The organism is Mesorhizobium sp. M3A.F.Ca.ET.175.01.1.1 (assembly GCF_004791945.1).
Lineage (GTDB): Bacteria > Pseudomonadota > Alphaproteobacteria > Rhizobiales > Rhizobiaceae > Mesorhizobium.
In genome coordinates this window covers 321,895-348,876 of record NZ_SRTP01000001.1, presented here as the reverse complement: position 1 = coordinate 348,876, position 26,982 = coordinate 321,895, and the positions used below count along the sequence as shown (strand labels likewise).

The 26,982-nt window shown below is 62.8% G+C and carries 27 protein-coding genes; 6 read left to right on the top strand and 21 right to left on the bottom strand.

Annotated features, from left to right (window positions below; translation table 11 throughout):
• Window positions 1-11 precede the first annotated feature (11 nt).
• The 12 genes from fabZ to EN818_RS01690 all read right to left on the bottom strand — a co-directional run bounded on the left by fabZ (window position 12) and on the right by EN818_RS01690 (window position 12,094).
• The gene (gene fabZ / locus EN818_RS01745; RefSeq protein ID WP_095806145.1) at window positions 12-473 is read right to left on the bottom strand and encodes a 3-hydroxyacyl-ACP dehydratase FabZ; all 462 of its coding nucleotides are present in this window, start codon (window positions 471-473) and stop codon (window positions 12-14) included.
• Window positions 466-1,521: a UDP-3-O-(3-hydroxymyristoyl)glucosamine N-acyltransferase gene (lpxD, locus tag EN818_RS01740; protein WP_095805893.1), complete on the bottom strand. Its 1,056-nt coding sequence runs from the start codon at window positions 1,519-1,521 to the stop codon at window positions 466-468. Before lpxD ends, fabZ begins: the two co-directional genes overlap by 8 nt.
• A gap of 76 nt (window positions 1,522-1,597) precedes the next feature.
• Window positions 1,598-3,964 (bottom strand): outer membrane protein assembly factor BamA, encoded by a 2,367-nt coding sequence (gene bamA / locus EN818_RS01735; protein ID WP_095805894.1) that lies wholly within the window; start codon window positions 3,962-3,964, stop codon window positions 1,598-1,600.
• Window positions 3,965-4,182: 218 nt separating this feature from the next.
• The gene (gene rseP, locus EN818_RS01730) at window positions 4,183-5,325 is read right to left on the bottom strand and encodes an RIP metalloprotease RseP (protein WP_095805895.1); all 1,143 of its coding nucleotides are present in this window, start codon (window positions 5,323-5,325) and stop codon (window positions 4,183-4,185) included.
• 105 nt (window positions 5,326-5,430) lie between these two features.
• A complete protein-coding gene (locus tag EN818_RS01725) occupies window positions 5,431-6,249 on the bottom strand; it encodes a phosphatidate cytidylyltransferase (RefSeq protein ID WP_095805896.1) in 819 nt (272 codons plus the stop codon).
• A gap of 11 nt (window positions 6,250-6,260) precedes the next feature.
• Entirely contained in the window at window positions 6,261-6,980 is a 720-nt protein-coding gene (locus tag EN818_RS01720; RefSeq protein ID WP_095805897.1) for an isoprenyl transferase, read from the bottom strand.
• Between the two features lie 32 nt (window positions 6,981-7,012).
• On the bottom strand, window positions 7,013-7,567 hold the full coding sequence (frr, locus tag EN818_RS01715; RefSeq protein WP_095806146.1) for a ribosome recycling factor: 555 nt from the start codon (window positions 7,565-7,567) through the stop codon (window positions 7,013-7,015).
• Window positions 7,568-7,671: 104 nt separating this feature from the next.
• Window positions 7,672-8,394, bottom strand: a complete 723-nt coding sequence (pyrH, locus tag EN818_RS01710) for a UMP kinase (RefSeq protein ID WP_095805898.1) — start codon at window positions 8,392-8,394, stop codon at window positions 7,672-7,674.
• 299 nt (window positions 8,395-8,693) lie between these two features.
• Entirely contained in the window at window positions 8,694-9,614 is a 921-nt protein-coding gene (gene tsf, locus EN818_RS01705) for a translation elongation factor Ts (protein ID WP_095805899.1), read from the bottom strand.
• Between the two features lie 118 nt (window positions 9,615-9,732).
• On the bottom strand, window positions 9,733-10,512 hold the full coding sequence (gene rpsB, locus EN818_RS01700) for a 30S ribosomal protein S2 (RefSeq protein ID WP_095805900.1): 780 nt from the start codon (window positions 10,510-10,512) through the stop codon (window positions 9,733-9,735).
• A 391-nt stretch (window positions 10,513-10,903) separates the two neighbouring features.
• Complete coding sequence (locus EN818_RS01695) at window positions 10,904-11,182, bottom strand: DUF4031 domain-containing protein (RefSeq protein ID WP_095806147.1); 279 nt, start codon at window positions 11,180-11,182, stop codon at window positions 10,904-10,906.
• 81 nt (window positions 11,183-11,263) lie between these two features.
• Window positions 11,264-12,094: a cell envelope integrity EipB family protein gene (locus EN818_RS01690; RefSeq protein WP_095805901.1), complete on the bottom strand. Its 831-nt coding sequence runs from the start codon at window positions 12,092-12,094 to the stop codon at window positions 11,264-11,266.
• 138 nt (window positions 12,095-12,232) lie between these two features.
• Here EN818_RS01690 and EN818_RS01685 point away from each other — a divergent pair, with 138 nt between their 5' ends.
• The 4 genes from EN818_RS01685 to EN818_RS01670 all read left to right on the top strand — a co-directional run bounded on the left by EN818_RS01685 (window position 12,233) and on the right by EN818_RS01670 (window position 15,224).
• The gene (locus EN818_RS01685; protein ID WP_095805902.1) at window positions 12,233-12,694 is read left to right on the top strand and encodes a RidA family protein; all 462 of its coding nucleotides are present in this window, start codon (window positions 12,233-12,235) and stop codon (window positions 12,692-12,694) included.
• An 11-nt stretch (window positions 12,695-12,705) separates the two neighbouring features.
• Window positions 12,706-13,434 (top strand): glycerophosphodiester phosphodiesterase, encoded by a 729-nt coding sequence (locus EN818_RS01680; protein WP_095805903.1) that lies wholly within the window; start codon window positions 12,706-12,708, stop codon window positions 13,432-13,434.
• A gap of 54 nt (window positions 13,435-13,488) precedes the next feature.
• Window positions 13,489-14,703 carry a GNAT family N-acetyltransferase gene (locus tag EN818_RS01675; RefSeq protein WP_095805904.1) on the top strand — a complete coding sequence of 405 codons (1,215 nt, stop codon included), beginning with the start codon at window positions 13,489-13,491 and terminating at the stop codon, window positions 14,701-14,703.
• Between the two features lie 89 nt (window positions 14,704-14,792).
• A complete protein-coding gene (locus EN818_RS01670) occupies window positions 14,793-15,224 on the top strand; it encodes an HIT family protein (RefSeq protein ID WP_095806148.1) in 432 nt (143 codons plus the stop codon).
• A gap of 82 nt (window positions 15,225-15,306) precedes the next feature.
• Here the strand turns inward: EN818_RS01670 and clpA are convergent, their stop codons facing one another.
• From clpA to EN818_RS01655, 3 genes are all read right to left on the bottom strand, one after another.
• Window positions 15,307-17,766 carry an ATP-dependent Clp protease ATP-binding subunit ClpA gene (gene clpA, locus EN818_RS01665; RefSeq protein WP_095805905.1) on the bottom strand — a complete coding sequence of 820 codons (2,460 nt, stop codon included), beginning with the start codon at window positions 17,764-17,766 and terminating at the stop codon, window positions 15,307-15,309.
• Between the two features lie 6 nt (window positions 17,767-17,772).
• Complete coding sequence (gene clpS / locus EN818_RS01660) at window positions 17,773-18,099, bottom strand: ATP-dependent Clp protease adapter ClpS (RefSeq protein ID WP_165350036.1); 327 nt, start codon at window positions 18,097-18,099, stop codon at window positions 17,773-17,775.
• Between the two features lie 281 nt (window positions 18,100-18,380).
• On the bottom strand, window positions 18,381-18,710 hold the full coding sequence (locus EN818_RS01655; protein WP_095805906.1) for a phasin family protein: 330 nt from the start codon (window positions 18,708-18,710) through the stop codon (window positions 18,381-18,383).
• Window positions 18,711-18,996: 286 nt separating this feature from the next.
• Here EN818_RS01655 and EN818_RS01650 point away from each other — a divergent pair, with 286 nt between their 5' ends.
• Window positions 18,997-20,457: a D-alanyl-D-alanine carboxypeptidase gene (locus EN818_RS01650; RefSeq protein WP_135903930.1), complete on the top strand. Its 1,461-nt coding sequence runs from the start codon at window positions 18,997-18,999 to the stop codon at window positions 20,455-20,457.
• A 42-nt stretch (window positions 20,458-20,499) separates the two neighbouring features.
• Here EN818_RS01650 and EN818_RS01645 read toward each other — a convergent pair whose 3' ends face one another.
• From EN818_RS01645 to EN818_RS01635, 3 genes are all read right to left on the bottom strand, one after another.
• Entirely contained in the window at window positions 20,500-21,198 is a 699-nt protein-coding gene (locus EN818_RS01645; RefSeq protein ID WP_095805908.1) for a molecular chaperone DnaJ, read from the bottom strand.
• A 125-nt stretch (window positions 21,199-21,323) separates the two neighbouring features.
• Window positions 21,324-21,761: a DUF1489 family protein gene (locus EN818_RS01640; RefSeq protein ID WP_095805909.1), complete on the bottom strand. Its 438-nt coding sequence runs from the start codon at window positions 21,759-21,761 to the stop codon at window positions 21,324-21,326.
• Between the two features lie 76 nt (window positions 21,762-21,837).
• Window positions 21,838-23,241: an L-serine ammonia-lyase gene (locus tag EN818_RS01635; RefSeq protein WP_095805910.1), complete on the bottom strand. Its 1,404-nt coding sequence runs from the start codon at window positions 23,239-23,241 to the stop codon at window positions 21,838-21,840.
• A 197-nt stretch (window positions 23,242-23,438) separates the two neighbouring features.
• Here EN818_RS01635 and EN818_RS01630 point away from each other — a divergent pair, with 197 nt between their 5' ends.
• Window positions 23,439-24,158 carry a DUF599 domain-containing protein gene (locus tag EN818_RS01630; protein ID WP_095805911.1) on the top strand — a complete coding sequence of 240 codons (720 nt, stop codon included), beginning with the start codon at window positions 23,439-23,441 and terminating at the stop codon, window positions 24,156-24,158.
• On the opposite strand, the gene EN818_RS01625 is transcribed toward EN818_RS01630, so the two are convergent.
• From EN818_RS01625 to EN818_RS01615, 3 genes are read right to left on the bottom strand one after another with little or no spacing between them, the layout of a single operon-like run.
• Window positions 24,131-24,928 carry a YdcF family protein gene (locus EN818_RS01625; protein ID WP_095805912.1) on the bottom strand — a complete coding sequence of 266 codons (798 nt, stop codon included), beginning with the start codon at window positions 24,926-24,928 and terminating at the stop codon, window positions 24,131-24,133. The genes EN818_RS01630 and EN818_RS01625 overlap by 28 nt on opposite strands.
• 30 nt (window positions 24,929-24,958) lie before the next feature.
• Window positions 24,959-26,524 (bottom strand): amidase family protein, encoded by a 1,566-nt coding sequence (locus EN818_RS01620; RefSeq protein WP_095805913.1) that lies wholly within the window; start codon window positions 26,522-26,524, stop codon window positions 24,959-24,961.
• Complete coding sequence (locus tag EN818_RS01615) at window positions 26,524-26,982, bottom strand: GNAT family N-acetyltransferase (RefSeq protein ID WP_095805914.1); 459 nt, start codon at window positions 26,980-26,982, stop codon at window positions 26,524-26,526. Before EN818_RS01615 ends, EN818_RS01620 begins: the two co-directional genes overlap by 1 nt.

The window sequence follows — 26,982 nt, the reverse complement described above, 5'->3', positions numbered from 1 at the left end:
ATTTCAAACCGTCAGCCGGTGACCATCATAGCCGAAACCTCGGCTTCAGCGGCCTTTGCGCCATCCACCATCGCCTCGCAAGCGAATTTGAGCAGATTGCCGCGCTTCTTGATTTTCTTGACCTGGATCCTGAGCTGATCGCCAGGCACGACCGGCTTGCGGAATTTCGCGTTGTCGATCGTCATGAAATAGACCAGCGACGGCTTTTCCGTATTGAGGCTGCGGATGCAGATCGCGCCCGCCGTCTGTGCCATCGCCTCGATGATCAGCACCCCGGGCATCACCGGCTGTTGCGGGAAATGGCCCTGAAAATGCGGTTCGTTGATGGTGACGTTCTTGATGCCAACGGCGGAGTCGTCGCCGTCGATGTCGACGATGCGGTCGATCAGGAGAAACGGATAGCGGTGTGGCAGGAGCTTCATGAGCTCCATAATGTCAACCGCTTCCAGCGTCGTCGTCACCATGTCAGCCATTTCCATCGCCCTGCTTGCGCGTCCTTGCCAGCCTGCGCAGCATCGCGATTTCGCGCATGGCTTCCGCCATCGGCTGCGCCGGATAGCCGCCCCACACCTCGCCTGCCGGAACGTTGCTCATGAATCCGCTTCTTGCAGCAAGCTTGGCTCCTGGTCCAATCGTCAGATGATCGGCGAGGCCAACGCCGCCGCCCATGGTGACGCCGTCGCCGACGACGACGGACCCGGAAATACCCGAAAGCCCGGCTATGATGCAATTGCGGCCGATGCGAACGTTGTGGGCGATCTGCACGAGATTGTCGATCTTGGTGCCCTGGCCGATAATGGTGTCGGACATGGCGCCGCGATCAACTGTGGAATTTGAACCGATTTCCACGTCGTCCTGGATGATGACGCGGCCGATCTGCGGGACGCGCTCCGGGCCTTTGGCGCCGCCCACAAAGCCGAAGCCATCCTGGCCGATCCGCGCGCCGCCATGGATGATGACGCGATTGCCGATCAGCGCGTATTGGATGCTGGCGCCCGGGCCGACATAGCCGTCGCGGCCGATCTTGCAGGAACGGCCGATGACGGCATGCGGCGCAATGACGGTGCCGCTGCCTACCGATGCGTCCGGTCCGATCACGGCGCCGGCCTCGATGACCACGCCCTCTTCGACATGCGCCGACCGATCGATGTGTGCATGCGGCGAAACGCCGGTTTCGCCGGTCATCGGACCTGGTGTGGCGGCCAGCGGAAACAGCAGGCGTCCCACCATTGCGAAGGCCTGTTGCGGACGCGGATGCACAAGCACGGCAACGCCTTGTGGCGCCTTGCTGGCAAAGTCGGCTGGACACAGGACCGCGGCCGCCTTGAGCGACTGCATCAGGGCGAAATTGCGCTTGCCGTCAACGAAGACGAGCGCACCCTTGCCGCCCTCGTTGGCCGGGGCGAGCGCTTCGATAGCGATATCGGCCTGACCGGAATCGACCAGGGTCGCGCCGGTCAGATTCGCGACTTCGCCAGCCGTATACCGGCGTGAGGGCGCGAAGAACACCGGATCGGTCATCCAGAAGCAATATCCAGCTAGGTCGGATCAGTCACTTCCAGGCCGCCTGGCAGCCCGGAAGATCGCAACCCGCGGATCAGAAGCGGGTCGCTATGCCGAAGTTGAATTCCTGCACGTCGTCGGTCGGCTCTTTCTTGACCGGGACCGCGTAGTCGATGCGGATCGGGCCGAACGGCGAAGCCCACATCAGGCCGACACCAACCGATGCGCGCCACTTCATGTCGGTCGAGGACTGGGTGACACCAGGAGTGTCGATCGCGCTGCCATAAAGCGTCGCGGCATCGGCAAATACTGCACCGCGCAAACCGAAGCTTTCCGGTATGACAGGCAGCGGAAACTGTGCTTCGGCCGAGGCATTGAAATAGGTCGTACCGCCGAGATGGTCACCGGTGTTGGTATCCACAGGGCCGATGCCGCCATATTCGAAGCCGCGGATCATGCGATCGTTGCTTTGGAATTGATCGAAGATCCGCAGGCCATCATCGCCATAGCCCGAGACATGGCCAGCGCCGCCTGAGACGAGGCCGACGAGGTCGAGCTGCTCGGACAAGGTCTGGTAGACGCTCGCGCGTCCGGTCACCTTCACCCACTTGGCATCGCCGCCCAGACCGGCGACCTCGGTCGTGCCGTTGACGTATAACCCTTCATGCGGGTTCTTCATGTCGTCGATGGTGTTGTAGACCAGGCCAAGGCTGACCGACGACTTTATCCACGGGCTATCGGCGACGCCCTCCTGAATGGCCGCGGAGACATCGCACTTTGCTGGATCCAGCACGCCGTTGGTCAAACAGCTATCCGGATAGGAATATTCTTCCTTGGAGATGTTGTAGGCGAGCTGCGTCGAGACGCTGTCGGTGATCGGAAGACCGAAGCGGATAGTCGCACCGGTCGTTTCGGTGTCATAGTGATCGTATTCGCGGGTGGACTGATAGACATCGAAGCCCGCGGCGATACGCCGCCCGAGGAAATAAGGCTCGGTGAAGGAAATGCTGTAGTCGCGGGAGTGCTTGCCGCCGCCGGCCGCCAGCTTGATGTACTGGCCGCGCCCGAGGAAATTGCGCTCGGTGATCGAGCCTTCCACCGAGGGACCGGGCGTGTCGCCGCCGGTCGAATAGCCGGCGCCGATGGAGAATTCACCGGTCGACTTCTCGACCACGTCCACCACCAGGACCACCTGGTCGGGGGCAGAACCCGGAACGGTCGAGATTTCGACTTTCTCAAAATAATTGAGCGCTTCCAGGCGCTTCTTCGCACGCTGGATGAGCACCTGGTTGAAGGCGTCGCCCTCGCTGACGTCGAATTCGCGGCGAATGACATAGTCGCGGGTGCGGTCGTTGCCGCGAATCTCGATGCGTTCGACATAGGCCTTGGTGCCCTGGTCGATGGTGTAGACGACCGAGATCGTATGGTTCTCGAAATTGCGGTCGCCGCGCGGCGTCACCTGGGCGAAGGCATAGCCCGAACCCGCAACCTTCTCGGTCAGGGCTACGATCGTATCCTCGACATCCTTGGCGTTGTAAACGTCGCCCTTGTGGGTCTCGACCACTGATTCGAGCGACTTCGAGTCGACTTCGGGAATGGTGCTCTCGACACTGACGTCGCCGAACGTGTACCGCTCGCCTTCCTGCACGGTGATGGTCACCGTGTATTTGTTGGTCGCCTCGTCGAGTTCGCCGACGGCGGAGACGACCTGGAAGTCGGCATAGCCGTGATTGTAGTAGAACCGGCGCAGCAACTCCTGGTCGGCGCGCAGCTTGTCCTCATCATAGACGTCGTCACGCAGCACGAACGAAAGCCAGGTCGAGCGCTTGGTGTTGATGACGTCGGACAGGCGGCGGCTGGAATAGGCATGATTGCCGACGAAATTGACAGCCGCGATCTGGGTACGCGCGCCCTCGACGATGTTGAAGACGACGTTCACGCGGTTGTCGCCGAGATCCATGATCTGGGTCGTTACCGCGGCATCGTCACGGCCAATGCGCCGGTACGCCGCCTTGACCGATTCGACATCGGCATCAAGCGCTTGCTGCGAAAAGGTCGCGCGCGGCTTCAACTGGATCGCGGCCTGGAGCGCGTTGTCCTTGAGCTTCTTGTTGCCCTGGAAGAGGACCTGGTTGACGACCTTGTACTCGGAAACCTTGACGACCAGCGTGGAGCCGACCTGATTGATCTGCACATCCGAGAACAGTCCTGTGCCGAACAGCGCCTTCACGGCGTCGTCGATATCGGAACTGGAAAACGGCTTGCCAGGCTTGATCGTGATGTAGTTGCGGATGGTGTCGGCATCGACACGCTGGTTACCGCTGACCTCAACCCTCGAGATGACGGCCGCTTCGGCTGCCGATGTCGCAACGAACTGCATTGCGACCGCGCCTGGCAAAACCAGGGCGGCGGACAAAGCCGCCGCGGACGCGGCGCTTAAAAACTTGGATGCTGCCTTCATCGGGCTTTGGTACCTTTTTCTCGTAGTCCCCACGGCGAGAAAACCGGACGTGCGGTAATTTCCCGTACCGTATTAACCGGATTTTCCCTACACGCAAGGCTCCGGGTTAATTTGTATTTACTTAACCGTGATGCGTGGCTTTCGCGTCACGCATATCCCCACGCATGGTAAACGGCGTCTCAACATAGGTGGTGCCGAAGCCAAATTCCTTCATGATTTCAGCACCCAAACAGATCATTCCAGAAAACGAAGAGCATGAACCCGAGCACCAGAAACAGTCCTGTCCGGTAGGCCATTTCCATCATCCGTTCCGACACCGGGCGCCGGATGACCGCCTCGACCCCGTAGAACAACAGATGGCCGCCGTCGAGAGGGGGAATCGGCAGCAGATTGAGAATTCCTATCCCGACCGACAGGAATGCAACAAGCTGTACCAACCACTCGAAGCCGAGCCTTGCTGCCTGGCCAGACATTTTTGCGATCTTGATCGGCCCCCCCAGCTGGCATTTATCCTCGCGGCCGGCAACGAAACGCTTCAGGAACTGACCGGTCCGCTGGATGACATGGCCGGTTTCCTCGACCGCCGCGGCCAGCGCCCCGGCAGGACTGTAGGAAATCAGCCGGGGTTGGCCGAGTTCGGTGTTGTTCACCACTCCGATCACGGCCATTTTGACCTTGTTGCCCAGCGCGTCCTCTTGCTCCATGGGCTCTGGCGTCGCGGTTACGGTGACCTCCTTGCCGTCGCGCAGCATGGTGAAAGCGATGGCGTCGCCGGCGCGGCCGGAAACCATGCGCTGCACGTCGGCAAAGGTTTCCACCTTGCTGCCGTCGACTTTGACGAATCGGTCGCCGGGCTGGATTCCTGCGCGTGCCGCCGGGCTGCCGGTCGTGACCTCGGCTACCATCGGCTCCATGACCGGGCGGCCATAGACAGTGAACAGCACCGCGAAGACAGCTATCGTGAGCAGGAAATTGAACAGCGGGCCGGCGACCACGGTCACCGCTCGCTTCCAGATCGGCTGCGTATGGAAGGCAACCCGGCGCTCGGCCTCGCTCAGTGATTCGATGTCTTCGGCACTCGGCTGGCTCGATGTCGCGTTCATGTCGCCGACAAATTTGACGTAGCCGCCGAGGGGGATGGCGCACAGCTTCCAGCGCGTGCCATGGCGATCATTGAACCCCAGCAGCTCGGGACCGAACCCGATCGAGAAGGCCTTCACGCCAATGCCGCACCAGCGGCCGATCAGGTAATGGCCCATCTCGTGCACGAACACGACGACTGTCAGCACGAACAGAAACGGCACCAGCGTGCCGAGGACAAAGCCTTGCGTGCTGAAGACCGCGTGAAGAATCTCGTTCAACTCATGACCTCAAATTCGCCCGCAGCGAGCGACACTCTCCGCGACTGTGGCATCAATCCGGGCAAATGCGTGGCGCGCCCGGATTTTCGCCAAACGGCAACGCACTCAGTTCGGAAACAGCCCCAGTGCCGGATGGTCGGCGCCCGCCGCAATCCAACCAATGACGTACAGGGCGAAAGCCGCCGCGACAAGCCCGTCCACCCGGTCCATGACGCCGCCGTGGCCCGGGATGAGGTTGCTTGAATCCTTGCAGTCGTGCCGACGCTTGACCCAGGATTCGAACAGGTCGCCGATCTGAGAGACGATCGAGAGCGCCAGCGCAACGAAGCCAAGCTGAACGAGGTTGCCGGCTCCAGCCAGAACTCCCAGCAGCAGGCCGGCGACCACGCCGCCGACCGCGCCGCCAAGCGCGCCGCTCTGTGTCTTGCCTGGCGAGATCGATGGCGCCAATTTCGGTCCGCCGACAGCGCGACCGACGAAATAGGCGGCGATGTCGGTCGCCCACACCACCGCGAACAGGAACAGTATGGCGACCAGGCCGGAATGGTCGTCACCGCGCAGATAGGCCAGCGCAAAGCCGGAAAGTGCCGCATAGGCCAGCCCCGCGGCTTCCCACTGCGCAGTCCGCTGCATGCGTGTGGCGAAAGCCGCGACGGCGACGAGGATCGCGGCAAGGAGCAGCAGCCACAGGGCTGGCAGGCCGGCAATGAGCGCGCCGATGAAAACCAGAATCAGTGCTTCCGGGAGCAAGCCGAGCACGCCGCCCGCGGCGGTCGGACGCGACATGCGCGTCCATTCATAGAAGATGACGGCTGCGATCGCCGCGCAGAACAGGCGGAAAGGCAGTCCGCCAAGCCAGGTGAGCATCAGCGTGACGGCCGCCATAACGATGGCCGAGATGACGCGCTGCTGGAGGTTGCTCATCGCGCGGGTAGCTACGAGGCGACTTCATGGGCGGCCAGCCCACCATAGCGGCGCTCGCGGCCAGCGAAATTGCGAAGGGCCTCGGCGAAATACTCTGCGTTGAAGTCGGGCCAGTAGCAAGGCAGGAAGACGAGCTCGCTGTAGGCCGCTTGCCAGAGGAGAAAATTCGACAGCCTGAGCTCGCCGCTGGTGCGGATGACAAGGTCTGGATCGGGAATGTCATTGGTGTCCAGCGAGCCGGCGAAGCTCTCCGCCGTGATCGCATCGCAATCCATGTCGCCGCGCGCGACGGCAGCAGCCAGCTTGCGCGCCGTGCGCACGATCTCGTCGCGGCCGCCATAGTTGAAGGCAATGACCAGCGTCAGCGCCTCGTTGCCGGCGGTCAGCGACTCGGCCTCCTGCAGCAGCCCTCTGATGTCGGGCTGCAGCCCTTCCCGGTCGCCGATCACCCTCACCCGCACGCCGTTCTGGTGCAGTTCGGCGAGATCGCGGCGAATGAAGAGCTTCAGCAGGCCCATCAGGTCGCTGACCTCGGATTTCGGCCGCGACCAGTTTTCCGAGGAGAAGGCGTAGACGGTCAGGAACGAGATGCCGAGTTCGGGAGCCGCTCGCACCGTCTTGCGCAGGGCTTCGACGCCGGCGCGATGGCCGGCAAGCCTCGGCATGCCGCGCGCTTTGGCCCAGCGTCCATTTCCGTCCATGATGATCGCGACATGCGCGGGCGTTGTCATGGTCTCGCTTTCGAGCCGGTGAGCGACCGACTCTAAACCTGCATGATTTCAGCTTCCTTATCGGAAAGCAGGTGGTCGATGGTGCTGATCATCTCGTCGGTCAACTTCTGGACCTGATCGGAGCGCTTGCGGTGATCGTCCTCGCTGATGTTGCCGTCCTTTTCAGCCTTTTTCAGGAAGTCCATGCCGTCGCGGCGGACATGGCGAACAGCGACGCGGGCGTTCTCGGCATAGCCATGCGAGATCTTGACCAACTCCTTGCGGCGCTGTTCGTTCAGTTCGGGCAGCGGAATCCTCAGATTGGTGCCGTCGACGATCGGATTGAAGCCGAGATTGGCTTCACGTATGGCGCGGTCAACCGCGCCGACCATCGACTTGTCCCAGACCGAGACCGACAGCATGCGCGGCTCCGGCACCGAGATGTTGGCCACCTGGTTGATCGGCATCGCCGTGCCATAGGCCTGAACCTGGATCGCATCGAGCAGGTTGCTGGAGGCGCGGCCGGTTCTCAGCGAGGCGAGATCGTGCTTGAAGGCGGCGATCGCCCCGTCCATGCGTCGCTTGAGGTCGTCGTACTCGCCACTCATGTTCATCTCCTCGACCCGTTCGCCGGGTTCACTGCTTCTCTTCTAGCCCAGTTCTCTTCCAGCCAGGTCCAAAACCGGCGGTCATTCGGCCGACCTGGTCTCGATCAGTTGTCGGCGACGATCGTGCAACGGCCGCCGCCCCTGAGAATGTCGCCGAAACCACCCTTTTCGTGGATCGAATAGACGATTATCGGAATGTTGTTTTCACGCGCAAGTGCAATCGCGGCCGTATCCATGATCGTAAGGCCGCGTTTGATGACTTCGGCATGGCTGATGCGGTCGAAACGTGCCGCATTCGGATCCTTCTTGGGATCGGCCGAGTAGACGCCGTCGACCTGGGTGCCCTTGAACAGCGCGTCGGCGCCGATCTCGGCGGCGCGAAGCGCTGCGGCCGAATCGGTGGTGAAGAACGGATTGCCGGTGCCGCCGGCGAAGATGACCACCTTACCCTGGTTCATATAGGCGGTCGCCTGGCGCTGGGAGAAGCTCTCGCAGAGCTCCGGCATGGCGATGGCCGAAAGCACGACGGCATCGACGCCGATCTTGTTCAGCGACGTGCGCAGCGCCAGCGAGTTGATGACGGTAGCCAACATCCCCATGTGGTCGCCGGTGACACGGTCGCCGCCCTTGGAGGCGACGGCCACACCGCGGAAGATGTTGCCGCCGCCGATGACGACGCCGACCTCGATGCCCAGCGCGCGCGCCTCGGCAATATCGGCCGCGATACGGTCGACGACCGAAACGTCGATGCCGAAATGCTGTTCCCCCATCAGCGCTTCGCCCGAAGCTTTCAGCAAGACACGTCGATAGAGGGGCTTCACCGTCATCTGGTTCCTCGAAAATCTCGGCGCGGCAAATCTGGAGGCGGAAACTGCTCGCCTCGCCTGGCGGCGCTGGCATGACGGGTTGACCCGATACACGAAGGCCGCCGCGATGTCACGCGGCGCCCTTGCGCAAAATACCAGGCTTTTTCGATCATTTGCCATGCTGACCGCGTCGCCTTCTGCCGGGATCGGCGGGGACAGCCGGCAGAGCATTCATCGCCCCCCAAAACGAAAATCGGCCAGGCATCCTTGCGGACACCCGGCCGAGTTGCCTGAGCTGCTTAGCCTTGCTGTGCTTCGGGCTATTTCTTGACCGCGGCCGCGACTTCCGCCGCGAAGTCGGTCTCTTCCTTCTCGATGCCTTCGCCGAGCGCGTAACGCACGTAGCCGGTGATCTTGGCCGGGGCGCCGATCTCTTTCTCGGCATCCTTCAGCGCCTTCTCGACGGTGACGTCGGGGTTGAGCACGAAGGCCTGCTTCAAGAGCACGACCTCTTCATAGAACTTGCGCAGGCGGCCCTCGACCATCTTCTCGATGATCGCTTCCGGTTTGCCGGACTGGCGCGCCTGATCGGAGAAGATTGCCTTCTCACGCTCGACCAGTGCCGGATCGACTTCTTCCGCCGTCAGCGCAACCGGATTGGAGTTTGCGACGTGCATAGCGACCTGGCGGCCAAAGGCATTTGCGGCCTCCGCATTGCCGGTGGTTTCGATAGCAACAAGCACACCGAGCTTGCCGAGGCCGTCCGCGACTTTGTTGTGCACATAATTCGCCACGACACCGTGCGCGACCGCAAGCTTGGCCGAACGACGGAAGCCCATGTTCTCCCCGATAGTGCCGACCGCGTCCTTGATGGTGTCGGTAACCGACTTTTCGGAGCCCGGGTACTTGGCCGCTGCCACGGCCTCGGTCGCGCCGTAAGCGAGCGCGACCTTGGCGACGTTGGCGACGATCTCCTGGAAGGCCGCGTTGCGAGCGACGAAATCGGTCTCGGAATTGACCTCGACGATCGCCGCCTCACGGACGCCGGCATCGACGCCGATCAGGCCCTCGGCCGCGGTGCGGCCGGCCTTCTTGTCGGCCTTGGAGATGCCCTTCTTGCGCAGCCAGTCGACGGCTTCTTCCATGTTGCCGTTGGTTTCATTCAACGCCGCCTTGCAATCCATCATGCCCGCGCCGGTCAAGTCGCGGAGTTCTTTGACCTGTGCAGCCGAAATGCTCATTTTCGCCTCTTTGTTTCAAAAGCGCCGACGCACCATCGAATCTCGATGATGCGCCCGGCAAAAGCGCTCTAGCGCGCCAATTTATTGGAAAGATGAAGGCCGCAGGCGGCCTTCGCTATCAAGCTTCCGGAGCCTCGGCGGCCGGGGTGTCGAGTGCAGGCTCAACCGGAGCCTCGGCCGACGCGCCGATATCCATGCCGAGCGCGCCCTGCTGGCGGGCGATGCCGTCGATCGCAGCCTTGGCGATCAGATCGCAATAGAGCTGGATGGCGCGCGCTGCGTCGTCATTGCCGGGGATCGGGAAGTCGATCTTCTCCGGGTCGCAGTTGGAATCGATGATGGCGACGACCGGAATACCCAGGCGCTTGGCCTCGAGGATAGCGATCGCTTCCTTGTTGGTGTCGATGACAAACATCAGATCCGGCGTCGAGCCCATGTCCTTGATGCCGCCCAGCGCCTTGTTGAGCTTCTCGCGCTCGCGGTCGAGGTTGAGGCGCTCCTTCTTGGTCAGGCCCTGGGCCTCGCCGGCGAGCGTCTCGTCGAGCTTGCGCAGGCGCTGGATCGAGTTCGAGATCGTCTTCCAGTTGGTCAGCATGCCGCCCAGCCAACGCGAGTTGACATAGTACTGGGCCGAACGCTGCGCGGCGTCGGCGACGATGTCCGACGCCTGGCGCTTGGTGCCGACGAACAGCACGCGGCCGCCCTTGGCGACGGTGTCGGAAACCTGCTTCAGCGCCTGGTGCAGCAGCGGCACCGTCTGCGACAGGTCGATGATGTGGATGTTGTTGCGGGCGCCGTAGATGTAAGGCGCCATTTTCGGGTTCCAGCGATGGGTCTGGTGGCCGAAGTGAACACCAGCTTCCAAAAGCTGGCGCATGCTGAAATCTGGCAGAGCCATTCTTTAGTTCCTTTCCGGTTGGCCTCCACGGACACAGGCATTTCGGATGGATTTCCTAGATGCCACCGGAGGTTTCAGCCGGATTTCTCCCGGGCAGACACCAAAGTCCGTGTGTGGAATGAGCGCGCATATAGAGGGGAAGCGCCACAAACGCAAGCCGGGCGCCGGCAAACTGTCGTAAGCACATGGTTGTCCGGATTAGGCAGCAGATGATCTGTCCGGTTTTATCGGCAGTCCGATGGAGGCTGCGGACGGGCCGGACGGCATGGCAGAAGTTTCGGGACGTTTTGAGCCCGCTGGAACGCGGGGCGCCGTTTTGCCTGCGGCGATATGCGCAGCCAAAGCATGTGCGCCCAGAAACGTGCTGCGGTTCTGGGATAACGATATGCAGTCAGCGTCTTATCTTGCCGTTCGGCACCCGCACCCGGCGAAAGATAGCGACGATCTCCTCGCGGCTGCATTCGACCGCGCCCAGCCGCACGGCGCGGTCGCGCTCGAAACCGGTGATATCGTAATGGGGGGCCGAAGTCTTGGGCGGCCCCTGGTAGGACGAACGCTTGAGGCCGAGTTCGGCGGCAAAGCGATGGAGTTCGTCCGTATCGTCCGCCAGCAGGTGGCACCAGCGATGGCCGGCCCATTTCCAGATCGCCGCATCGACATAGACCGCCATCAGGTCCACCGCCTCGCAGAAGCCTTACGCATGGCATCGGAGCCAAGCGCACAAGGCGGGCCACCTGTCGTCAAAGCGCTGCTATTTGGAAGCCGGGCAAGGCTTGGTCTGATCGAATAGCGACAGGTTGACCAGCTTGCCGGTCATCGAGAAGTCGCCATAGTCCATGACCAGGTCGCGTGTGATGCCGTTCTCGTGCAGCTTGAAGCTGATCCGGTACTCCGGCACCTCTTCGCCGCTCTTGTCGGTCTCGTCGAAATAGGCGATGTCGACGGGCCAGTATTTGTCGGTCGCGAGCTTCGCCAGCGCCGGCGCTTCCGGGTCGGACTTGTCGGAATCCGTCTTCTTGCCGACCACGACCGTGGTCGTCATCACCTTGTTGGCGTCCTCCGAGCCGTCGAACAGATTGGTCTGGTAGAAGTTCTGGCCCTCCTCGGCCTTGCCGATGAGTTCGACGAGATGCTGGGTGGGAAACTGGGTGGCGGCGAGCTCGAGGGTGTTCTTTTCGGGCTTGTCGATATCGACCTTTAGGCCCTTGGCCTCTCTGATCGCGGTGCCCTTGACCTCCTTGTCGAGGTTCTGGTCGACGAAGGACTTTGTCACGAAGGAAAAGGTCTTGCCTTCCGCGTCCTCGAAGGTGGTCGTCTGCTGGTCGGTCAGCCTTGTGTTGTCGTTGGTCACGATCTGGGTGACGAAGCGAAACTTCACCGTGTAGCCCTCGCAGGGCGAGCCGTTGAACTCATACACCATGCGGCCGGAAATGCCGGTTATCCCCGAGCGGTCGGACGCCTTGTTGAGGGTCAGATCGTAAACGGCCCGATGCGCCTGCAGCGCGGGCACGGCAAAGGCCGGAGCCATCGGGATGGCCGTCGACAGGAGAGCGGCGGAAAGGAAAAGGCGCGTCACGCGCATGAAGTGCTCCGATCGTCGCGGCCGATGGCAAGCCGCAGGGAAAGATGGTCCAGCTTAAAAAAAGTCGTGGCGGAAGCGAGGCAAAAATAGCAATTTCGGCCCCACCGACGCGCCACCTTCCAGCAATAGGGAAAACCAATGAGCGAAACAATCGAAAAGCGGCTAAGCGATCTCGGCGTCACCATTCCGGCCGCCGCAGCCCCTGCCGCCAACTATGTGCCTTATTGCAGGACCGGCAACACCTTGTTCACCGCCGGCCAACTGCCCATCTTGGACGGCAGGCTGGTAACCGGGCTGCTTGGCCGCGACATCGACACGGCCGCCGCCAAGGAGGGGGCGAAGTTCTGCGCCATCAATATATTGGCGCAGGCTAAGGCCGCGCTCGGCGATCTGGAAAAGATCCGCCGGCTGGTCAAGATTACGGTGTTCGTCGCTTCGGCGCCCGACTTCGTCGAGCAGCATCTGGTTGCCAACGGCGCTTCCGATTTTCTGGTCGCCGCGCTTGGCGAACGCGGCAAGCATGCCCGCTCGGCCGTCGGCACGGCCTCGCTGCCGCTCAATGCCGCGGTGGAAATCGAAGCGATCTTCGAAGTCGAGTGAACGAGCCTGATATGACCGACCTTTCCTGGCTGATTGCGCGCCCCGTCGCGCATCGCGGCTTTCATGACACGAACAAGACGCGGTGGGAGAACACGCTGTCGGCCTTCGCGGCGGCAGCCGAGCGCGGCTATGCGATCGAATGCGACGTGCATATCTCGGCCGACGGCGTCCCGATCGTCATCCACGACGGTGATCTGAAGCGCCTGACCGGCGAGGACGGTTTCATCTGGCAGCGCACTGCGGGCGAACTGGCCACGCTCAAAGTAGGCGGCACCGCCGACCATCTGCCGACGCTGCAGGAAGCGCTGGATCTGATCGACGGCCGCGTCCCGCTTGTCGTCGAACTGAAAGGCGTGCCCGGCCATGACAAGGATCTGGTGGCGAGCGTCGGCCGGCTGCTCAAGCGCTACAAGGGCAAGGTCGCGATCATGTCGTTCGACCACTGGCTGATCCGCGATTTCGCCAGGGACGCGCCGGGCATTCCGGGTGGGCTGACCGCCTATGGCAAGGAGAACCAGTTGATCGAGGCGCATTTTTCCATGCTGGCGCATGACATCGCCTTTACCTCCTATGCTGCTGGCGACCTGCCGAACCCCTTCGTCAGCTTCGTGCGTGAAAAGCTCAAGATGCCGGTGATCACCTGGACCGTTCTCGACCAGCCGGCGGTCGACCTCACCTTTAGATATGCCGACCAGATGACCTTCGAGGGATTCGAGCCCGATCTGGTCAAAATCGCCTGAGGCAGTACCTGAAACGTGACTTGTAGCGCCCTCGGCAACGCTTAAATAAGCGCCATGGATCAGGGTGAAGACGACGATGGACACGCGGCGGATGCGAACTATGCGATCCGCGTCGCGGCGGGCATCGGCGCCTTTACCTGCGAGGAATGGAATGGCTTTGCCGGAACCTCGCGGGGCGACAAAGAAAACGGCTACAACCCGCTCGTTTCGTTCGCCTTCCTAAGCGCTCTCGAAGACTCCGGTTGCGCCGTGCGACGCACCGGCTGGCAAGGCCACCACCTGAGGCTGGAGACGGCCCAAGGCAAGCTGCTCGGCGCCGTTCCCTGTTATCTCAAGTCGCACAGCCAGGGCGAATATGTATTCGATCATGGCTGGTCCGACGCGTTCGAGCGCGCCGGCGGGCGCTATTACCCCAAGCTGCAGTGCTCGGTGCCGTTCACGCCGGTGACCGGCCCTCGCCTGCTCGTCGGCAAGGGTGAGGACGCCAGCGCCGTGAAGGCGGGCCTCGCCGCCGGTCTCAGGATGGTGACCGACAGGCTTGGCGTCTCCTCTGCCCATGTCACCTTCGCGAGCGAACCCGACGTTAGGACGCTGGAAGCGGCGAGCTTCCTGCACCGCACTGACCAGCAGTTCCATTTCTTCAACGAGGGGTTTTCCAGCTATGACGACTTCCTCGCCACGCTTGCCTCGCGCAAGCGCAAGGCGATGAAGAAGGAGCGGCGCGAGGCGCTGGCGGACGGCATCAGCATCGACTGGCTGACCGGCAAGGACCTGACCGAAAAGGTATGGGACGACTTCTTTGCCTTCTACATGGACACCGGCGGGCGGAAATGGGGCCGGCCTTACCTCAACCGCCAGTTCTTCTCGCTGATCGGCGAGCGCATGGCTGACGACATTCTCCTGGTGATGGCCAAGCGCAGCGGTCGCTACATCGCGGGGGCCATCAACTTCATTGGATCGGACGCGCTCTACGGCCGCAACTGGGGCTGCATCGAGGATCATCCCTTCCTGCATTTCGAAGTCTGCTACCATCAGGCGATCGACTTCGCGATCGAGCGCAAGCTGAAGGTGGTCGAAGCTGGCGCGCAAGGCGAGCACAAGCTGGCGCGCGGCTACCGGCCGGTGACCATGCATTCGGCGCACTACATCTCCCATCCGGGCCTGCGCAATGCGGTCGCCGACTATCTGCGCCGCGAGCGTCGCGAGGTCGAACGGATGGGCGAATATCTCGAGGAGCACACGCCGTTCCGCAAGGATCTCGGGGAATAGGCCCAGGCGTGTCCCGGCTTGCCGCACCGTCTTGCCGCTTGGAACCGGCTTCGCTACACCGGACGAAACAGCAATCGGGAGTGCCGATCATGACCGAAGCCGCTTACGACCCCGGCAACATCTTCGCCAAGATATTGCGCGGCGAGATTCCGTCGCAACGCGTCTATGAGGATGACGCTGTCGTTGCCTTCATGGACGTGATGCCGCAAGGGATTGGCCATACGCTGGTGGTGCCGAAGGCGCCCTCGCGCAACATCCTCGACGCCGATCCCGCCTCGTTCGGTGCGCTTTTTGCCGTTGTGCAGAAGGTGGCTGTCGCCGTGAAGAGAGCCTTCAGCGCCGACGGCGTCACCATCCTGCAGTTCAACGAGCCCGCCTCGGGACAGACGGTCTATCACCTCCACGTCCACGTCATACCGCGCTTCGAAGGCGTGCCGCTGAAGCCGCACAGCGGGCAGATGGAGAAACCTGAGGTGCTGGCGGAAAATGCCGGCAAGATACGCGCGGCGCTCGCAAGCTGAGACAGGCGCCTCTGCATTCTCGTGCGCCGCCCTAAAAAAAAGCCCCGTCGCCGGGGCTTTTTTGCATTTTGAGAAGGACTTCTTAGCCCTTGCGCGGCAGTTGCGGCACCAGGCTGCGCTTGCCGCCGTCCTTGCCCTTCGGCTCCTGCTTCGCCACTGCCTTCTTGGCCGGCTTCTTCGCCGGGGCCTTGCGGGCTTTCGGCGCGTTCTCGGGCTCTTCCTTCTTCGGCTTCACCGGGGCCTCGTCGGCCAGCGACTCGAGCTTCAGCCCGGTCTCGCCGGTTTCCTTCTTCTCGACGGTGACGCGCACCGTGCCGCCCTTCTTCAGCTTGCCGAACAGCACCTCGTCCGCCAGCGGCTTCTTGATGTGTTCCTGGATGACGCGACCCAGCGGACGCGCACCCATGCGCTCGTCATAGCCCTTGTCGGCCAGCCAGGCGATCGCCTCGGGAGCAAGGTCGAAGGTAACGCCACGCTCGGAAAGCTGGGCTTCCAGCTGCATGACGAACTTCTGCACCACCTGATGGATCACCGGCACCGGCAGCGAGCCGAACGGAATGATCGCATCGAGACGGTTGCGGAACTCCGGCGTGAACAGCCTGTTGATCGCCTCGACGTCGTCGCCTTCCCGCTTGGTCGAGCCGAAGCCGATCGCCGCCCGCTGCGCATCCGACGCGCCGGCATTGGTGGTCATGATCAGGATGACGTTGCGGAAGTCGATCTGCTTGCCGTTGTGGTCGGTCAGCTTGCCGTGATCCATGACCTGCAACAGTATGTTGAACAGGTCCGGATGCGCCTTCTCGACCTCGTCGAGCAGCAGCACGCAATGCGGATGCTGGTCCACGCCATCGGTCAGGAGGCCGCCCTGGTCGAAGCCGACATAGCCGGGAGGCGCGCCGATCAGCCGCGAGACGGTGTGGCGCTCCATATATTCCGACATGTCGAAACGGATCAGTTCGACGCCCAGCGAGGCGGCAAGCTGCTTGGCGACTTCGGTCTTGCCGACGCCGGTGGGGCCGGAGAACAGGTAGGATCCGATCGGCTTTTCCGGCTCGCGCAGGCCGGCCCGCGCCAGCTTGATCGCCGAGGTCAGAGCGGTGATCGCGGTATCCTGGCCATAGACGACGCGCTTCAGCTCGACATCGAGGCCCTGCAGCACCTTCTCGTCGTCGGCCGAGACCGTCTTCGGCGGGATGCGCGCCATGGTGGCGATTGTTGCCTCGATCTCCCTGATGCCGATCGTCTTCTTGCGCTTGGCCTCCGGCACCAGCATTTGCGAGGCGCCGGTCTCGTCGATCACGTCGATCGCCTTGTCGGGCAGCTTGCGGTCGTTGATGTAGCGGGCCGAGAGTTCGACCGAGGCCTTGATGGCTTCGCTCGTGTAGCGGACCTTGTGGAACTCCTCGAAATAGGGCTTCAGGCCCTTCATGATCTCGATGGCGTCCTCGACCGTCGGCTCATTGACGTCGATCTTCTGGAAGCGCCGCACCAGCGCGCGGTCCTTCTCGAAGAACTGGCGGAACTCCTTGTAGGTGGTGGAGCCGATGCAGCGGATGGCGCCGGACGAGAGCGCCGGCTTCAACAGGTTCGACGCATCCATGGCACCACCGGAAGTGGCCCCTGCCCCGATCACCGTATGGATCTCGTCGATGAACAGCACCGCGCCCGGATAGTCCTCGAGTTCCTTGACGACCTGCTTCAGCCGTTCCTCGAAGTCGCCGCGATAACGCGTGCCGGCCAGCAGCGTGCCCATGTCGAGCGCGAAGATGGTGGCGTCCTGCAGCACTTCTGGCACATCGCGTTCGACGATGCGCTTGGCCAGGCCTTCGGCAATCGCCGTCTTGCCGACGCCGGGATCGCCGACATAGAGCGGGTTGTTCTTGGAGCGGCGGCACAACACCTGGATGGTGCGGCTGATCTCGCTTTCACGTCCGATCAGCGGGTCGATCTTGCCGGATCTCGCCTTGTTGTTGAGGTTGACGCAATAGGCCGTCAGCGCGTCCTGCTGCTTCTTCTTGCCGCTCTCTTCCTGCGGCTCGGCGCCGTTCTGGCCGCCCTGCTCGTCCTCTGCGCCGCGCGGCGTGCGCGACTCCGAGGCACCGGGCCGCTTGGCGATGCCATGCGAGATATAGTTGACCGCGTCGTAGCGGGTCATCTGCTGTTCCTGCAGGAAATAGGCGGCGTGGCTCTCGCGCTCGGCGAAGATGGCGACGAGCACGTTGGCGCCGGACACCTCCTCGCGGCCGGACGACTGCACATGGATGACGGCGCGCTGGATGACGCGCTGGAACCCGGCGGTCGGCTTGGAGTCTTCATCGTAGCCGGTGACGAGGTTGTCGAGCTCGGTGTCGATATAGGTCAGAACCGTGTGCTTGAGCTCGTCGAGATCGACATTGCAGGCGCGCATCACGGCGGCCGCCTCGGTGTCGTCGATCAATGCAAGCAGCAGGTGCTCGAGCGTGGCATATTCATGATGCCGCTCGTTGGCGAACGTCAGCGCCTGATGCAGCGCCTTTTCCAGGCCTTGTGAGAAAGCCGGCATGTTACCTCACTTCTTCTCCATCACGCATTGCAGCGGATGCTGATTCTGTCGGGCGAAATCCATGACCTGAGACACTTTGGTCTCGGCCACCTCGAATGTGTAGACCCCGCACTCGCCCACTCCATGATTATGAACATGCAGCATGATGCGTGTGGCGGCCTCGCGGTCCTTCTGGAAGAAACGCTCCAGCACGTGAACCACGAACTCCATCGGAGTGTAGTCGTCATTCAGGATGAGGACCCTGTAGAGACTGGGCTTCTTGGTCTTGGTTTTGGTGCGCGTGATGACAGCGGTGCCGCGACCGGGATCGTTGCGGTCGCCGTCATTCTGCATTCGCACCACGTCTGCCGTGGCAGTCAAACCGATCGTCACGTAGTCCTGCCTCTTCGAATCCCCATGCGAGTTCAACATGTAGGTTCTCGATGGCCGATTTTAAGCCCTTCTGTTTAGCTGACAATATGGCTAGGTGAGCAAACCTCAGCGAATTTCTCAATCGTGAATGCGGCAGGGGCCAAGCGGTTGCGGCCGCGCACAAAAAAACCCGGCCGCGCATGCGCGGCCGGGTCTCTTCTACGGGCCAATCGGCGGCCCTTGCCAGACAGTGACCGGCGAAATTACTTCGCTTTGGCGACGATCGATTCGAACGGCTTGTACGCTTCCTTGGCGAGTTCGGCATAGAGATCGCTGATCTTGCCGGCCTCGGCCACGAAGCTCTCGTAGCTCTGCTTGGCATAGTCGGTCTGGATCTCGATCACTTTTTCGATCGACTTGGCCGAGAACAGCTTCTCGAATGCGGCGCTGCCGGCTTCGAAGCTCTTCTTGGTGTAGTCGCCCGCCTCGGCGGCGATCGCCTGCGCGCCCTTGGTCAGCGAAGCGAAGCTCTTCAATCCGTTGTCGGCAAACTCCTTGCCGTATTTCGCGAAGTCCTCATAGGTCTGGGTCATTTCTCACTTCCCTTGGTTGAAACGCCCATTTTGCCCCGGGCGCCCTTGTGCAATGCACCCCAATATATTGTGCGCTGCACAAAAGTCAAGTTTCCCTTGATATGCAAGGGTTGCAGCGCCTGCAGCGGCTAAAAACCGAATAAAAAGAAGCTCAAATCGCCGCAAAATGGTGAACGCCGCGGTTACCATAAACGGATTGGTAACGCTGACCGCGATAGCTTGGCCGGAAGCGAGGCAGGCTCTCTCCCGCCGCCTCCGGGGCAACGAAAATTCAGGGTAAGTAGCGGTGCGTCAGACGTTGTCGGGCTTGGTCTCGAAATTCTCATTCAAGACCATCATGGTCGCCGCGCTCGCGGTCACGTTCGTCGCGGCGGATGCCGCTTCGGCTCTTGCCGCGAAGTCCGCGGCCATCGTCGTCGACGCCAAGACCGGCAAGGTTCTTTATTCGTCCGACGCGAACGGCCGGCGCTATCCCGCTTCGCTGACCAAGATGATGACGCTCTACCTGACCTTCGAGGCGCTGGCCAAGGGCAGGATCAGCAAGAACACGCCGGTGCCGTTTTCGGCGCACGCGGCCTCCGAGCCGCCGACCAAGCTCGGCGTGCGTGCCGGCGGCGCGGTGCCGGTCGAGACGGCGATCCTTTCCATGGTGACGAAGTCGGCCAATGATTCGGCGACCGCCTTGGGCGAGCTCCTCGGCGGCAGCGAAGACAATTTCGCGCGCATGATGACGGCAAAGGCACGCCAGCTCGGCATGAGCGGCACCGTCTTCCGCAATGCCAATGGCCTGCCGGATCCCGGCCAGTTCACCACCGCTCGCGACATGGCGACGCTCGGCATCGCGCTCAGGGAGCACTACCCGCAATATTACGGCTATTTCTCACAGCGCTCCTTCCTTTTCGGCCGTCAGCGCATCAACGGCCACAACCGCCTGCTTGGCAGAATCAAGGGCGTCGACGGCATCAAGACCGGCTACACCCGCGCTTCCGGCTATAATCTCGTCTCCTCCGTCGCCGACGGCGATCGCCGCCTCGTCGCAGTGGTGATGGGCGGTGCCTCCGGCCGCAGCCGCGACAATCAGATGGCCTCGCTGATCAACACCTACCTGCCGCGGGCCTCGACCCGCGGCGGCGGCAATCTGGTCGCCAAGGCAGGCAGCGACAGCCCGATCAAGACCTTGGCCAAGGTCCTGCTCCCCAAGCATGACGCGCCGACCCCGGACGAAAAGCCGGCGGTTGAGGACGTTGTGGTTGCGTCGGCGGATGACAGCGCGCCAGTCGTGGACACGCCAGTGGTGGACGCGCCGGTCGCTGAAGAGCCCAAGCCGCTTGTTCCGATCAGGAAAGTCAAGACGGTTGCGGTGTCCGCCATGGCTCCGGTCCCGGCGCCCCAGGACGTTCCATCCCAGGCTGAAACCACGTCCCCGGCCGTTGCCGCCTACGCCGAGCCGGCGCCGGCTGCCGCGCCGACCGTCGATCCGGTCAAGACGGCGTCGGTGCCTACGGGATGGGTGGTGCAGGTCGGCTCATCGCCTACGCAATCGGGGGCTCAGGCGCTGCTCGACAAAGCGAGCAAGCAGGCGCCGAGGATCCTCGCTGACGCTTCGGGCTTCACCGTCGCCTTCGACAAGGACGGGGCCACCTATTACCGCGCCCGCTTCGGCGGCTTCGGCTCGAAGACTGCTGCTTGGAAAGCCTGCGATGCGCTGAAGCGCAAGAAGATCGAGTGCTACGCCGTCCAGCAATAGGCGGTTTTTGAAATCTCCCGGAAAGTTCCGCGTCGAAGGAGACTAGTCGTGATTGGAGAGCAAGACGTCCTTGGCTTCATTGATCCGCGCCGCCAGGACAGACGTGCCGCCGACGTCGCCGTGCAGGCGCTGCATCAGGCGGCGGTGCGCCTTGCGGATATCCGCCGCGGCAGCCCCCGCTTCAAGACCAAGGATCTTGTAGGCCTCCTCCTTAGTCATGGCGCCAGGACCTGGCGCAACACTCAGCCCTTCGCCACGGTCCGGCTGCGCGTCCTTGCGCCAGACGGGAAAACGGCCGTCAAGATACGTCTCTAGGAGCTGTCGGCTCTCCGGGTCGGCGGCGAGTTCGCCGTAGAGCCGCTGCAAGTCCGCGATCCCCATGGCGCCGAGTATCTTGCCTTCGTAACGGCCTGCCAAGACAAGACCCTCGAGCTTGCCGCTCCTATGGTCGAGCTCCATCTCGAGTGCGGCAGTCCGCACGGTCGAGCGTCTCGAGGCGATAGCTCTAGCGGCTGGCCGCCTCGTCCGCATCCAAGCATACCAAAGTGCTGCCGCCGTCAGTATCAGGCCGCCAATGCCGCTGCGGCCGACCAGCAGCACCACTGCGCCGATCAGTCCCAGCAGCGCAGGTCCAAGGGTGCGCAGACTGTCCGCCATCTTTGCCGCGTCGGCACGCACGAAAATTGTCACGAAGCCGAAAAGCACCGCAAGCACAGCCGCCAATGCTATGATCACGCCCATCGGTTTGCACCGCCATCCAGATGATTGTGCATGCACTTCAAGGATGGGGTTCGGATCCGCCGCTTGCAAGTCCCACATCGGGCAAGCCGAAAGGCCAGCGCCGAAATGATGGCGCGAGCGCAGCGTTACAGGAGGCCGAGCTCGGCGAGTTCCAGCCGCAGTTTCGGAGGCATTTCGGCGAGCGCTGCCTTGCCCTTGCCGAGGTCGGCCGGCGCATCGGAAGGCTTGAGATAGCGCCAGCCCTGGAAGGCGCGGCGCGGCTGCCAGTCGGTGCGCACCACGTCAGGATCCAGCACCAGATGGCAGCGGCCGATGCCGTCGCCGTCGACGAAGGGCCGGATTTCGGTGATCAGCTGCCGGCACTGCACGTTGCCCTTGATCACCCAGTAGAGCGATCCGCCGTCCGTGATCTCTTCGCCGCGCGTCGGCACCATGCGCGTGGTATGCCAGTGCTCCGCCTTCTCGCCGGCGCGGCGCCGCTCGTCGAGACGGAAGGCGATCCACTCTTCCAGGTCCTCGACGCTGTCGCAGCCGACGCACAGTTTGATGAGATTGAGAGACATGGCCCCAAGATTTAGCCCTGCAGCCGGATGCGTCAACGCCCTGTGCGGCATCGTCCACAGGGCCAAACGACGCGGTTCAGCACTCGACCACGTTGACGGCCAGCCCGCCTAAGCTGGTTTCCTTGTACTTCTCGCTCATGTCCAGGCCGGTCTGGCGCATGGTCTCGATGGCCGCGTCGAGCGGCACGAAATGCGTTCCATCGCCCTTGATGGCAAGCGAGGCTGCTGTCACGGCTTTGACCGCGCCGAGCGCGTTGCGCTCGATGCAGGGCACCTGCACCAGACCGCCGACCGGATCGCAGCTCATGCCGAGATGGTGTTCGAGCGCGATCTCAGCTGCGTTCTCGACTTGCTGAGGCGTGCCGCCCATCACCGCGCAGAGCCCTGCCGCCGCCATCGCCGAAGCAGAGCCCACCTCGCCCTGGCAGCCGACCTCGGCTCCCGAGATCGAGGCGTTGAACTTGATGATGCCGCCCACGGCAGCGGCCGTGAGCAGGAAGTCCCGGATGCTCGGCTGGTCGGCCTCAGGGTAGAAATGCAGCCAATAGCGCAGCACCGCAGGCAGCGTTCCGGCAGCTCCGTTGGTCGGCGCCGTCACCACGCGTCCGCCGGCTGCGTTCTCCTCGTTGACCGCCATGGCGTAGATCGACAGCCAGTCGTTGGCAAGCAACGGATTGGGCCGGTTCTGCTGCCACTGCTCCTGCAGCTTCTCATGCAACCGGCGCGCGCGGCGGCGCACCTTCAGCCCGCCCGGCATGATACCGTCCTGCGACAGCCCGCGATCGATGCAGCCATTCATGGCGCTCCAGATCGCGTCGAGCCCGGTATTGAGCTCCTCGCGCGACATCTGCGTCTCCTCGTTGACGCGCTTCATCTCGGCAATGGAAAGCCCGCTCCTGGCCGCCATCGCCAGCATCTCGACGGCGTTGTTGAAAGGGTACGGCACCTTCTTGCCTTCCGTCCTCACGGAGCCCTTGGCCTTGATGCGCTGAAGTTCTTCCTCGGAGACAACAAAGCCGCCGCCGATCGAATAATAGATGCGCTTGACCAGCAGCCGGTCGGATGCGTCATAGGCATAGAAGGCCATGCCGTTGGCGTGGCCGGTGAGCCGCGTCTTGCGGTCGAGCACGAGGTCCTTTGACGGATCGAAACGATAGGTCGGATGACCGGGCGGCGAGATGTGCTTTTCATCGTTGATGCGCTCAAGGATTCCATCCGCCTCGTCCGGATCGACGGTCTGCGGCGTCTCGCCGGCCAGGCCGAGGATGACGGCGCGGTCGGAGCCATGCCCGACGCCGGTATAAGCGAGCGAGCCATGTAGGCTGGCGCCGATGCGCTCGACCTTGGCACCCGCCGGCCGGGGCCAGTCGCCGGCGAGAATTTCGTCCAGGAAACGGCGCGCAGCCGTCATCGGCCCCATCGTGTGCGAGCTCGATGGACCGATGCCGATCTTGAACAGGTCGAAAACCGAAAGGAACACGCGCCCTTGTCTCCTGAAGGCTGCTCGAATCCAAATATAGGAATTCCTACACACATATAGGAATTCGCACGATGTTTCCGCTGTTTTGAGTGTCGCGGCGCGGCCGCTGCCGACCCGCTTTGCCTCGACAGCGACATCGCCGGCGTCCAGCCTTCTCGGGCGTCGAAGCGTCCTCCGGACCTGTGTTAGAAGAATGGATGGGCGATTCCTTCAATCTGTCGACGGCCGATCTTGCGGCGCTCGCTTTCTTCCTACTCACATGGGTGCTGCACACGCTCGCCTCGGACGGCAGGCTCGTCAGCCGCGTTTCGCTGACAATGGCAATGAACGCCCAGCGCGAGGCCTGGATGCGCAACATGGCCGAGCGGGAGGTGCGCATCGTGGATACCGCCATCATGAGCGGCCTGCAGCAAGGCACCGCCTTCTTCGCCTCGAGCTCGCTCATAGCGCTCGGCGGCTGCTTTGCACTGCTCGGGGCTTCCGACCGTGTTCTAACCGTGCTGGCCGACCTGCCGTTGGCGGCGACTTCTTCCCGCGAAGCTTTCCAGACCAAGGTCTTCGGACTGGTGCTGATTCTCGCTTTCGCATTCTTCAAATTCGGCTGGGCCTACCGCCTGTTCAACTACTGCTCGATCCTCATCGGCGCAGTGCCGATCCCGCATGGCGCGGCCTCGCGCAACCCCGTCAGCGAAACGGCGGTGTGGCGGGCGACGCGCATGAACATCCTCGGCGGCAAGCACTTCAATTCCGGCCTGCGCGCGGTCTTCTTCGCGATTGGCTATCTGGGCTGGTTCGTCGACCCCGTGGTGTTCGTGATTTCGACGCTGCTGCTGCTTGCCGTGCTGGTGCGCCGCCAGTTCTTTTCGGCTGCAAGGCAAGCGGTGATCGGTCAGGGACCTGGTGCAGGGAAGAACTGATCGATCTTGCCGGTCAGCCTATAGGCGAAGAGCCCTATCCATTCGCGGATGGCCATGGTGGTCGCCTCAAGCGAGTCGGCCGGGTTGTCGCGAAACAGGCCGATGCCTTCCCGGCCGCTGGTTCGGTAGTCGACCGGCCACGGAACTGTCGGAAAACCTGCCTTGTCGAACAGCGCCTTGGCCCGCGGCATATGGAAGGCGGAGGTCACCAAAAGCCAGGTCTCGCCCGGTTTCGGCTCGATCAAGTTGCGGGTGAAGACGGCGTTCTCGTAGGTGTTGCGCGACCTGTTCTCGAGCACCAGGCGATCGGCCGAAACGCCGAGCGCGCCGAGCAGGCGCGGCGCGGTGTCGCTATCGCCTTCGGCGTCGAGGAAAAGCGAGCCGTTGCCGCCGGACACGACCACTCTTGCTTGCGGGAAGCGGCGGGCGAGGATCGCGGCTTCCACCATGCGGTCGCCGCTGCTGTTCAGTTCGTAGCCACCGCGCGCAAAGTTGATGGCGCCTTCCAACCCGCCGCCGAGCACGATGATACCGTCGACGTTCTGCGGCAGCGGCGGCTTGGGAAAGCGCTCCTCCAGCGGGTTGAGCATCATCGCGCCAAGCGAAGTCCAGGCTGAGAGGGCAAGGATCAGGAACGCGAGCCCGCCAGCCCTGACAGCAAGGCGTTTGCGGCCCAAAGCTATTGCCAGCAGACCGGCAAGCAGCAGGAAGATCGCCAGGTTGAGCGGCTGGATGAAGAACCAGAAAATCTTGGAAAGGTAGAAGAACATCCCCCAGCCCTATTCAGATGAGGGAGGACGTTACCACCACTTTTCCGGCTGAAAATTACCGGCCGCCTGTTCGATGACATGCGCTGTCTGGAACAGCGTTTCCTCGTCGAACGGCCGGCCAATGAGCTGAAGCCCGAGCGGCAGGCCCTTGCCGTCGAGGCCGGCCGGCACCGAAATCCCGGGAAGGCCGGCCATGTTCACCGTCACCGTGAAGATGTCGTTGAGGTACATCTTGACCGGATCGGAGGCCATGTCCTCGTCGGCGATGCCGAAGGCGGCCGACGGCGTCGCCGGCGTCAGGATGACGTCGACGCCGGCGGCAAAGACGTTCTCAAAGTCGCGCTTGATCAGCGTGCGAACCTTTTGCGCCTGCAGATAATAGGCGTCGTAATAGCCGGCCGACAGCACATAGGTGCCGATCATGATACGGCGCTTGACCTCGCGGCCGAAGCCGGCAGCGCGCGACTTCTCATACATGTCGACAATGTCCTTGCCGGGCACGCGCAAGCCGTAGCGCACGCCGTCATAGCGGGCGAGGTTGGACGACGCTTCGGCGGGAGCCACGATGTAATAGGCTGGCAGCGCGTATTTCGTATGCGGCAGCGAGATGTCGACGATCTCGGCGCCCGCATCCTTCAGCCAGGCGATGCCCTTCTGCCATAGCGCCTCGATATCCTGGGGCATGCCCTCGATTCGGTATTCCTTCGGAATGCCGACCTTCATGCCCTTGATTGGTCTGCCGATTGCCGCCTCGTAGTCCGGTACTGGGCGGTCGACGGAAGTCGTGTCCTTCGGATCGACGGAAGCCATGGATTTCAGAAGGATCGCGGCGTCGCGCACATCGCGCGCGATTGGTCCGGCCTGGTCGAGCGACGAGGCGAAGGCAACGATGCCCCAGCGCGAGCAGCGGCCGTAGGTCGGCTTGATGCCGACGGTACCGGTAAGCGCTGCCGGCTGGCGGATCGAGCCGCCCGTGTCGGTCGCGGTGGCGCCGGCGCACAGGAAGGCGGAGACCGCCGAAGCCGATCCGCCGGACGAGCCGCCCGGCACCAGCTGGGCATTGTCCAGCGTGCGCGCCGTCTTGGTGCCGCCGTCGGAGACGAAGCCGCCGTCGCCCTGATGCGTGGTCGGCATCACCACCGTATCGAGACGCGAACGCCGCCACGGATTGATGACCGGGCCGTAATAGGAGGTCTCGTTGGACGAGCCCATGGCGAACTCGTCCATGTTGAGCTTTCCGAGCATGACGGCGCCGTCGGCCCACAGATTGGTGGTGACGGTCGATTCATAGTGCGGCTTGAAGCCGTCGAGCACATGGCTGCAGGCCTGGGTGTGGATGCCTTCGGTGGCGAACAGATCCTTGATGCCGAGCGGAATGCCTTCGAGCGCACCGCCCTCGCCCTTGGCGAGTTTCATATCGGAGGCCTTGGCCATGTCGCGCGCCTTGTCCCCGGTCACGGCAATATAGGCATTGAGCACTGGATTGGCGCGCTCGATCGCTGCGAGATAGGCCTCCGTGATCTCGGCGGCCGTGATCTCCTTGCCGCGCAGCCTGGCGCGGGCCTCGGAAATGGTCAGATGTGTGAGATCGCTCATCAGGCAAGGCTCTTTTCGTAAAACACCGACCACTCGGAGTCGGGATAATCCAGCACCGGCCCGCAGCGCGAGAATCCGGCGCGCTCATAGACGGCCCAGGCAGCGGGGTGGCGGTCCCCGGTTTCGAGAACCAGGCGCTTCAGTCCTTCTTGCCGCGCCAGCGCCTCGACCCGGGCGACGATCTGCGCGCCGATCTTGCGGCCGCGATGCGATGGCCGCGTGTACATGCGCTTGACCTCGCCAATGGCATTCTCATGCCGCTTCAGCGCGCCGCAGCCGATGGCCAGGCCATTGTCGCGGGCAATGAACACGGTCGTATCCTGGCCGGCCATCTGCTCGACGGTCAGGTGGTAGCAATGTTCCGGCGGCGTCAGCTCGAGCAGCGCGTCATTGAGCTCCGCCACCAGCGCGCGCACGTCGTCCTGCAAGGGCGTCTCGACGGCAATCTCGATGGCCAC

Coding starts and splice junctions, on each gene's coding strand:
- fabZ (WP_095806145.1), bottom strand. CDS start 473: ATGGCTGACATGGTGACGACGACGCTGGAAGCGGTTGACATTATGGAG.
- lpxD (WP_095805893.1), bottom strand. CDS start 1,521: ATGACCGATCCGGTGTTCTTCGCGCCCTCACGCCGGTATACGGCTGGC.
- bamA (WP_095805894.1), bottom strand. CDS start 3,964: ATGAAGGCAGCATCCAAGTTTTTAAGCGCCGCGTCCGCGGCGGCTTTG.
- EN818_RS01725 (WP_095805896.1), bottom strand. CDS start 6,249: ATGAGCAACCTCCAGCAGCGCGTCATCTCGGCCATCGTTATGGCGGCC.
- EN818_RS01720 (WP_095805897.1), bottom strand. CDS start 6,980: ATGACAACGCCCGCGCATGTCGCGATCATCATGGACGGAAATGGACGC.
- frr (WP_095806146.1), bottom strand. CDS start 7,567: ATGAGTGGCGAGTACGACGACCTCAAGCGACGCATGGACGGGGCGATC.
- pyrH (WP_095805898.1), bottom strand. CDS start 8,394: ATGACGGTGAAGCCCCTCTATCGACGTGTCTTGCTGAAAGCTTCGGGC.
- tsf (WP_095805899.1), bottom strand. CDS start 9,614: ATGAGCATTTCGGCTGCACAGGTCAAAGAACTCCGCGACTTGACCGGC.
- rpsB (WP_095805900.1), bottom strand. CDS start 10,512: ATGGCTCTGCCAGATTTCAGCATGCGCCAGCTTTTGGAAGCTGGTGTT.
- EN818_RS01695 (WP_095806147.1), bottom strand. CDS start 11,182: ATGGCGGTCTATGTCGATGCGGCGATCTGGAAATGGGCCGGCCATCGC.
- EN818_RS01690 (WP_095805901.1), bottom strand. CDS start 12,094: ATGCGCGTGACGCGCCTTTTCCTTTCCGCCGCTCTCCTGTCGACGGCC.
- EN818_RS01685 (WP_095805902.1), top strand. CDS start 12,233: ATGAGCGAAACAATCGAAAAGCGGCTAAGCGATCTCGGCGTCACCATT.
- EN818_RS01680 (WP_095805903.1), top strand. CDS start 12,706: ATGACCGACCTTTCCTGGCTGATTGCGCGCCCCGTCGCGCATCGCGGC.
- EN818_RS01675 (WP_095805904.1), top strand. CDS start 13,489: ATGGATCAGGGTGAAGACGACGATGGACACGCGGCGGATGCGAACTAT.
- EN818_RS01670 (WP_095806148.1), top strand. CDS start 14,793: ATGACCGAAGCCGCTTACGACCCCGGCAACATCTTCGCCAAGATATTG.
- clpA (WP_095805905.1), bottom strand. CDS start 17,766: ATGCCGGCTTTCTCACAAGGCCTGGAAAAGGCGCTGCATCAGGCGCTG.
- clpS (WP_165350036.1), bottom strand. CDS start 18,099: ATGCAGAATGACGGCGACCGCAACGATCCCGGTCGCGGCACCGCTGTC.
- EN818_RS01655 (WP_095805906.1), bottom strand. CDS start 18,710: ATGACCCAGACCTATGAGGACTTCGCGAAATACGGCAAGGAGTTTGCC.
- EN818_RS01645 (WP_095805908.1), bottom strand. CDS start 21,198: ATGGGCGTGATCATAGCATTGGCGGCTGTGCTTGCGGTGCTTTTCGGC.
- EN818_RS01640 (WP_095805909.1), bottom strand. CDS start 21,761: ATGTCTCTCAATCTCATCAAACTGTGCGTCGGCTGCGACAGCGTCGAG.
- EN818_RS01630 (WP_095805911.1), top strand. CDS start 23,439: ATGGGCGATTCCTTCAATCTGTCGACGGCCGATCTTGCGGCGCTCGCT.
- EN818_RS01625 (WP_095805912.1), bottom strand. CDS start 24,928: ATGTTCTTCTACCTTTCCAAGATTTTCTGGTTCTTCATCCAGCCGCTC.
- EN818_RS01620 (WP_095805913.1), bottom strand. CDS start 26,524: ATGAGCGATCTCACACATCTGACCATTTCCGAGGCCCGCGCCAGGCTG.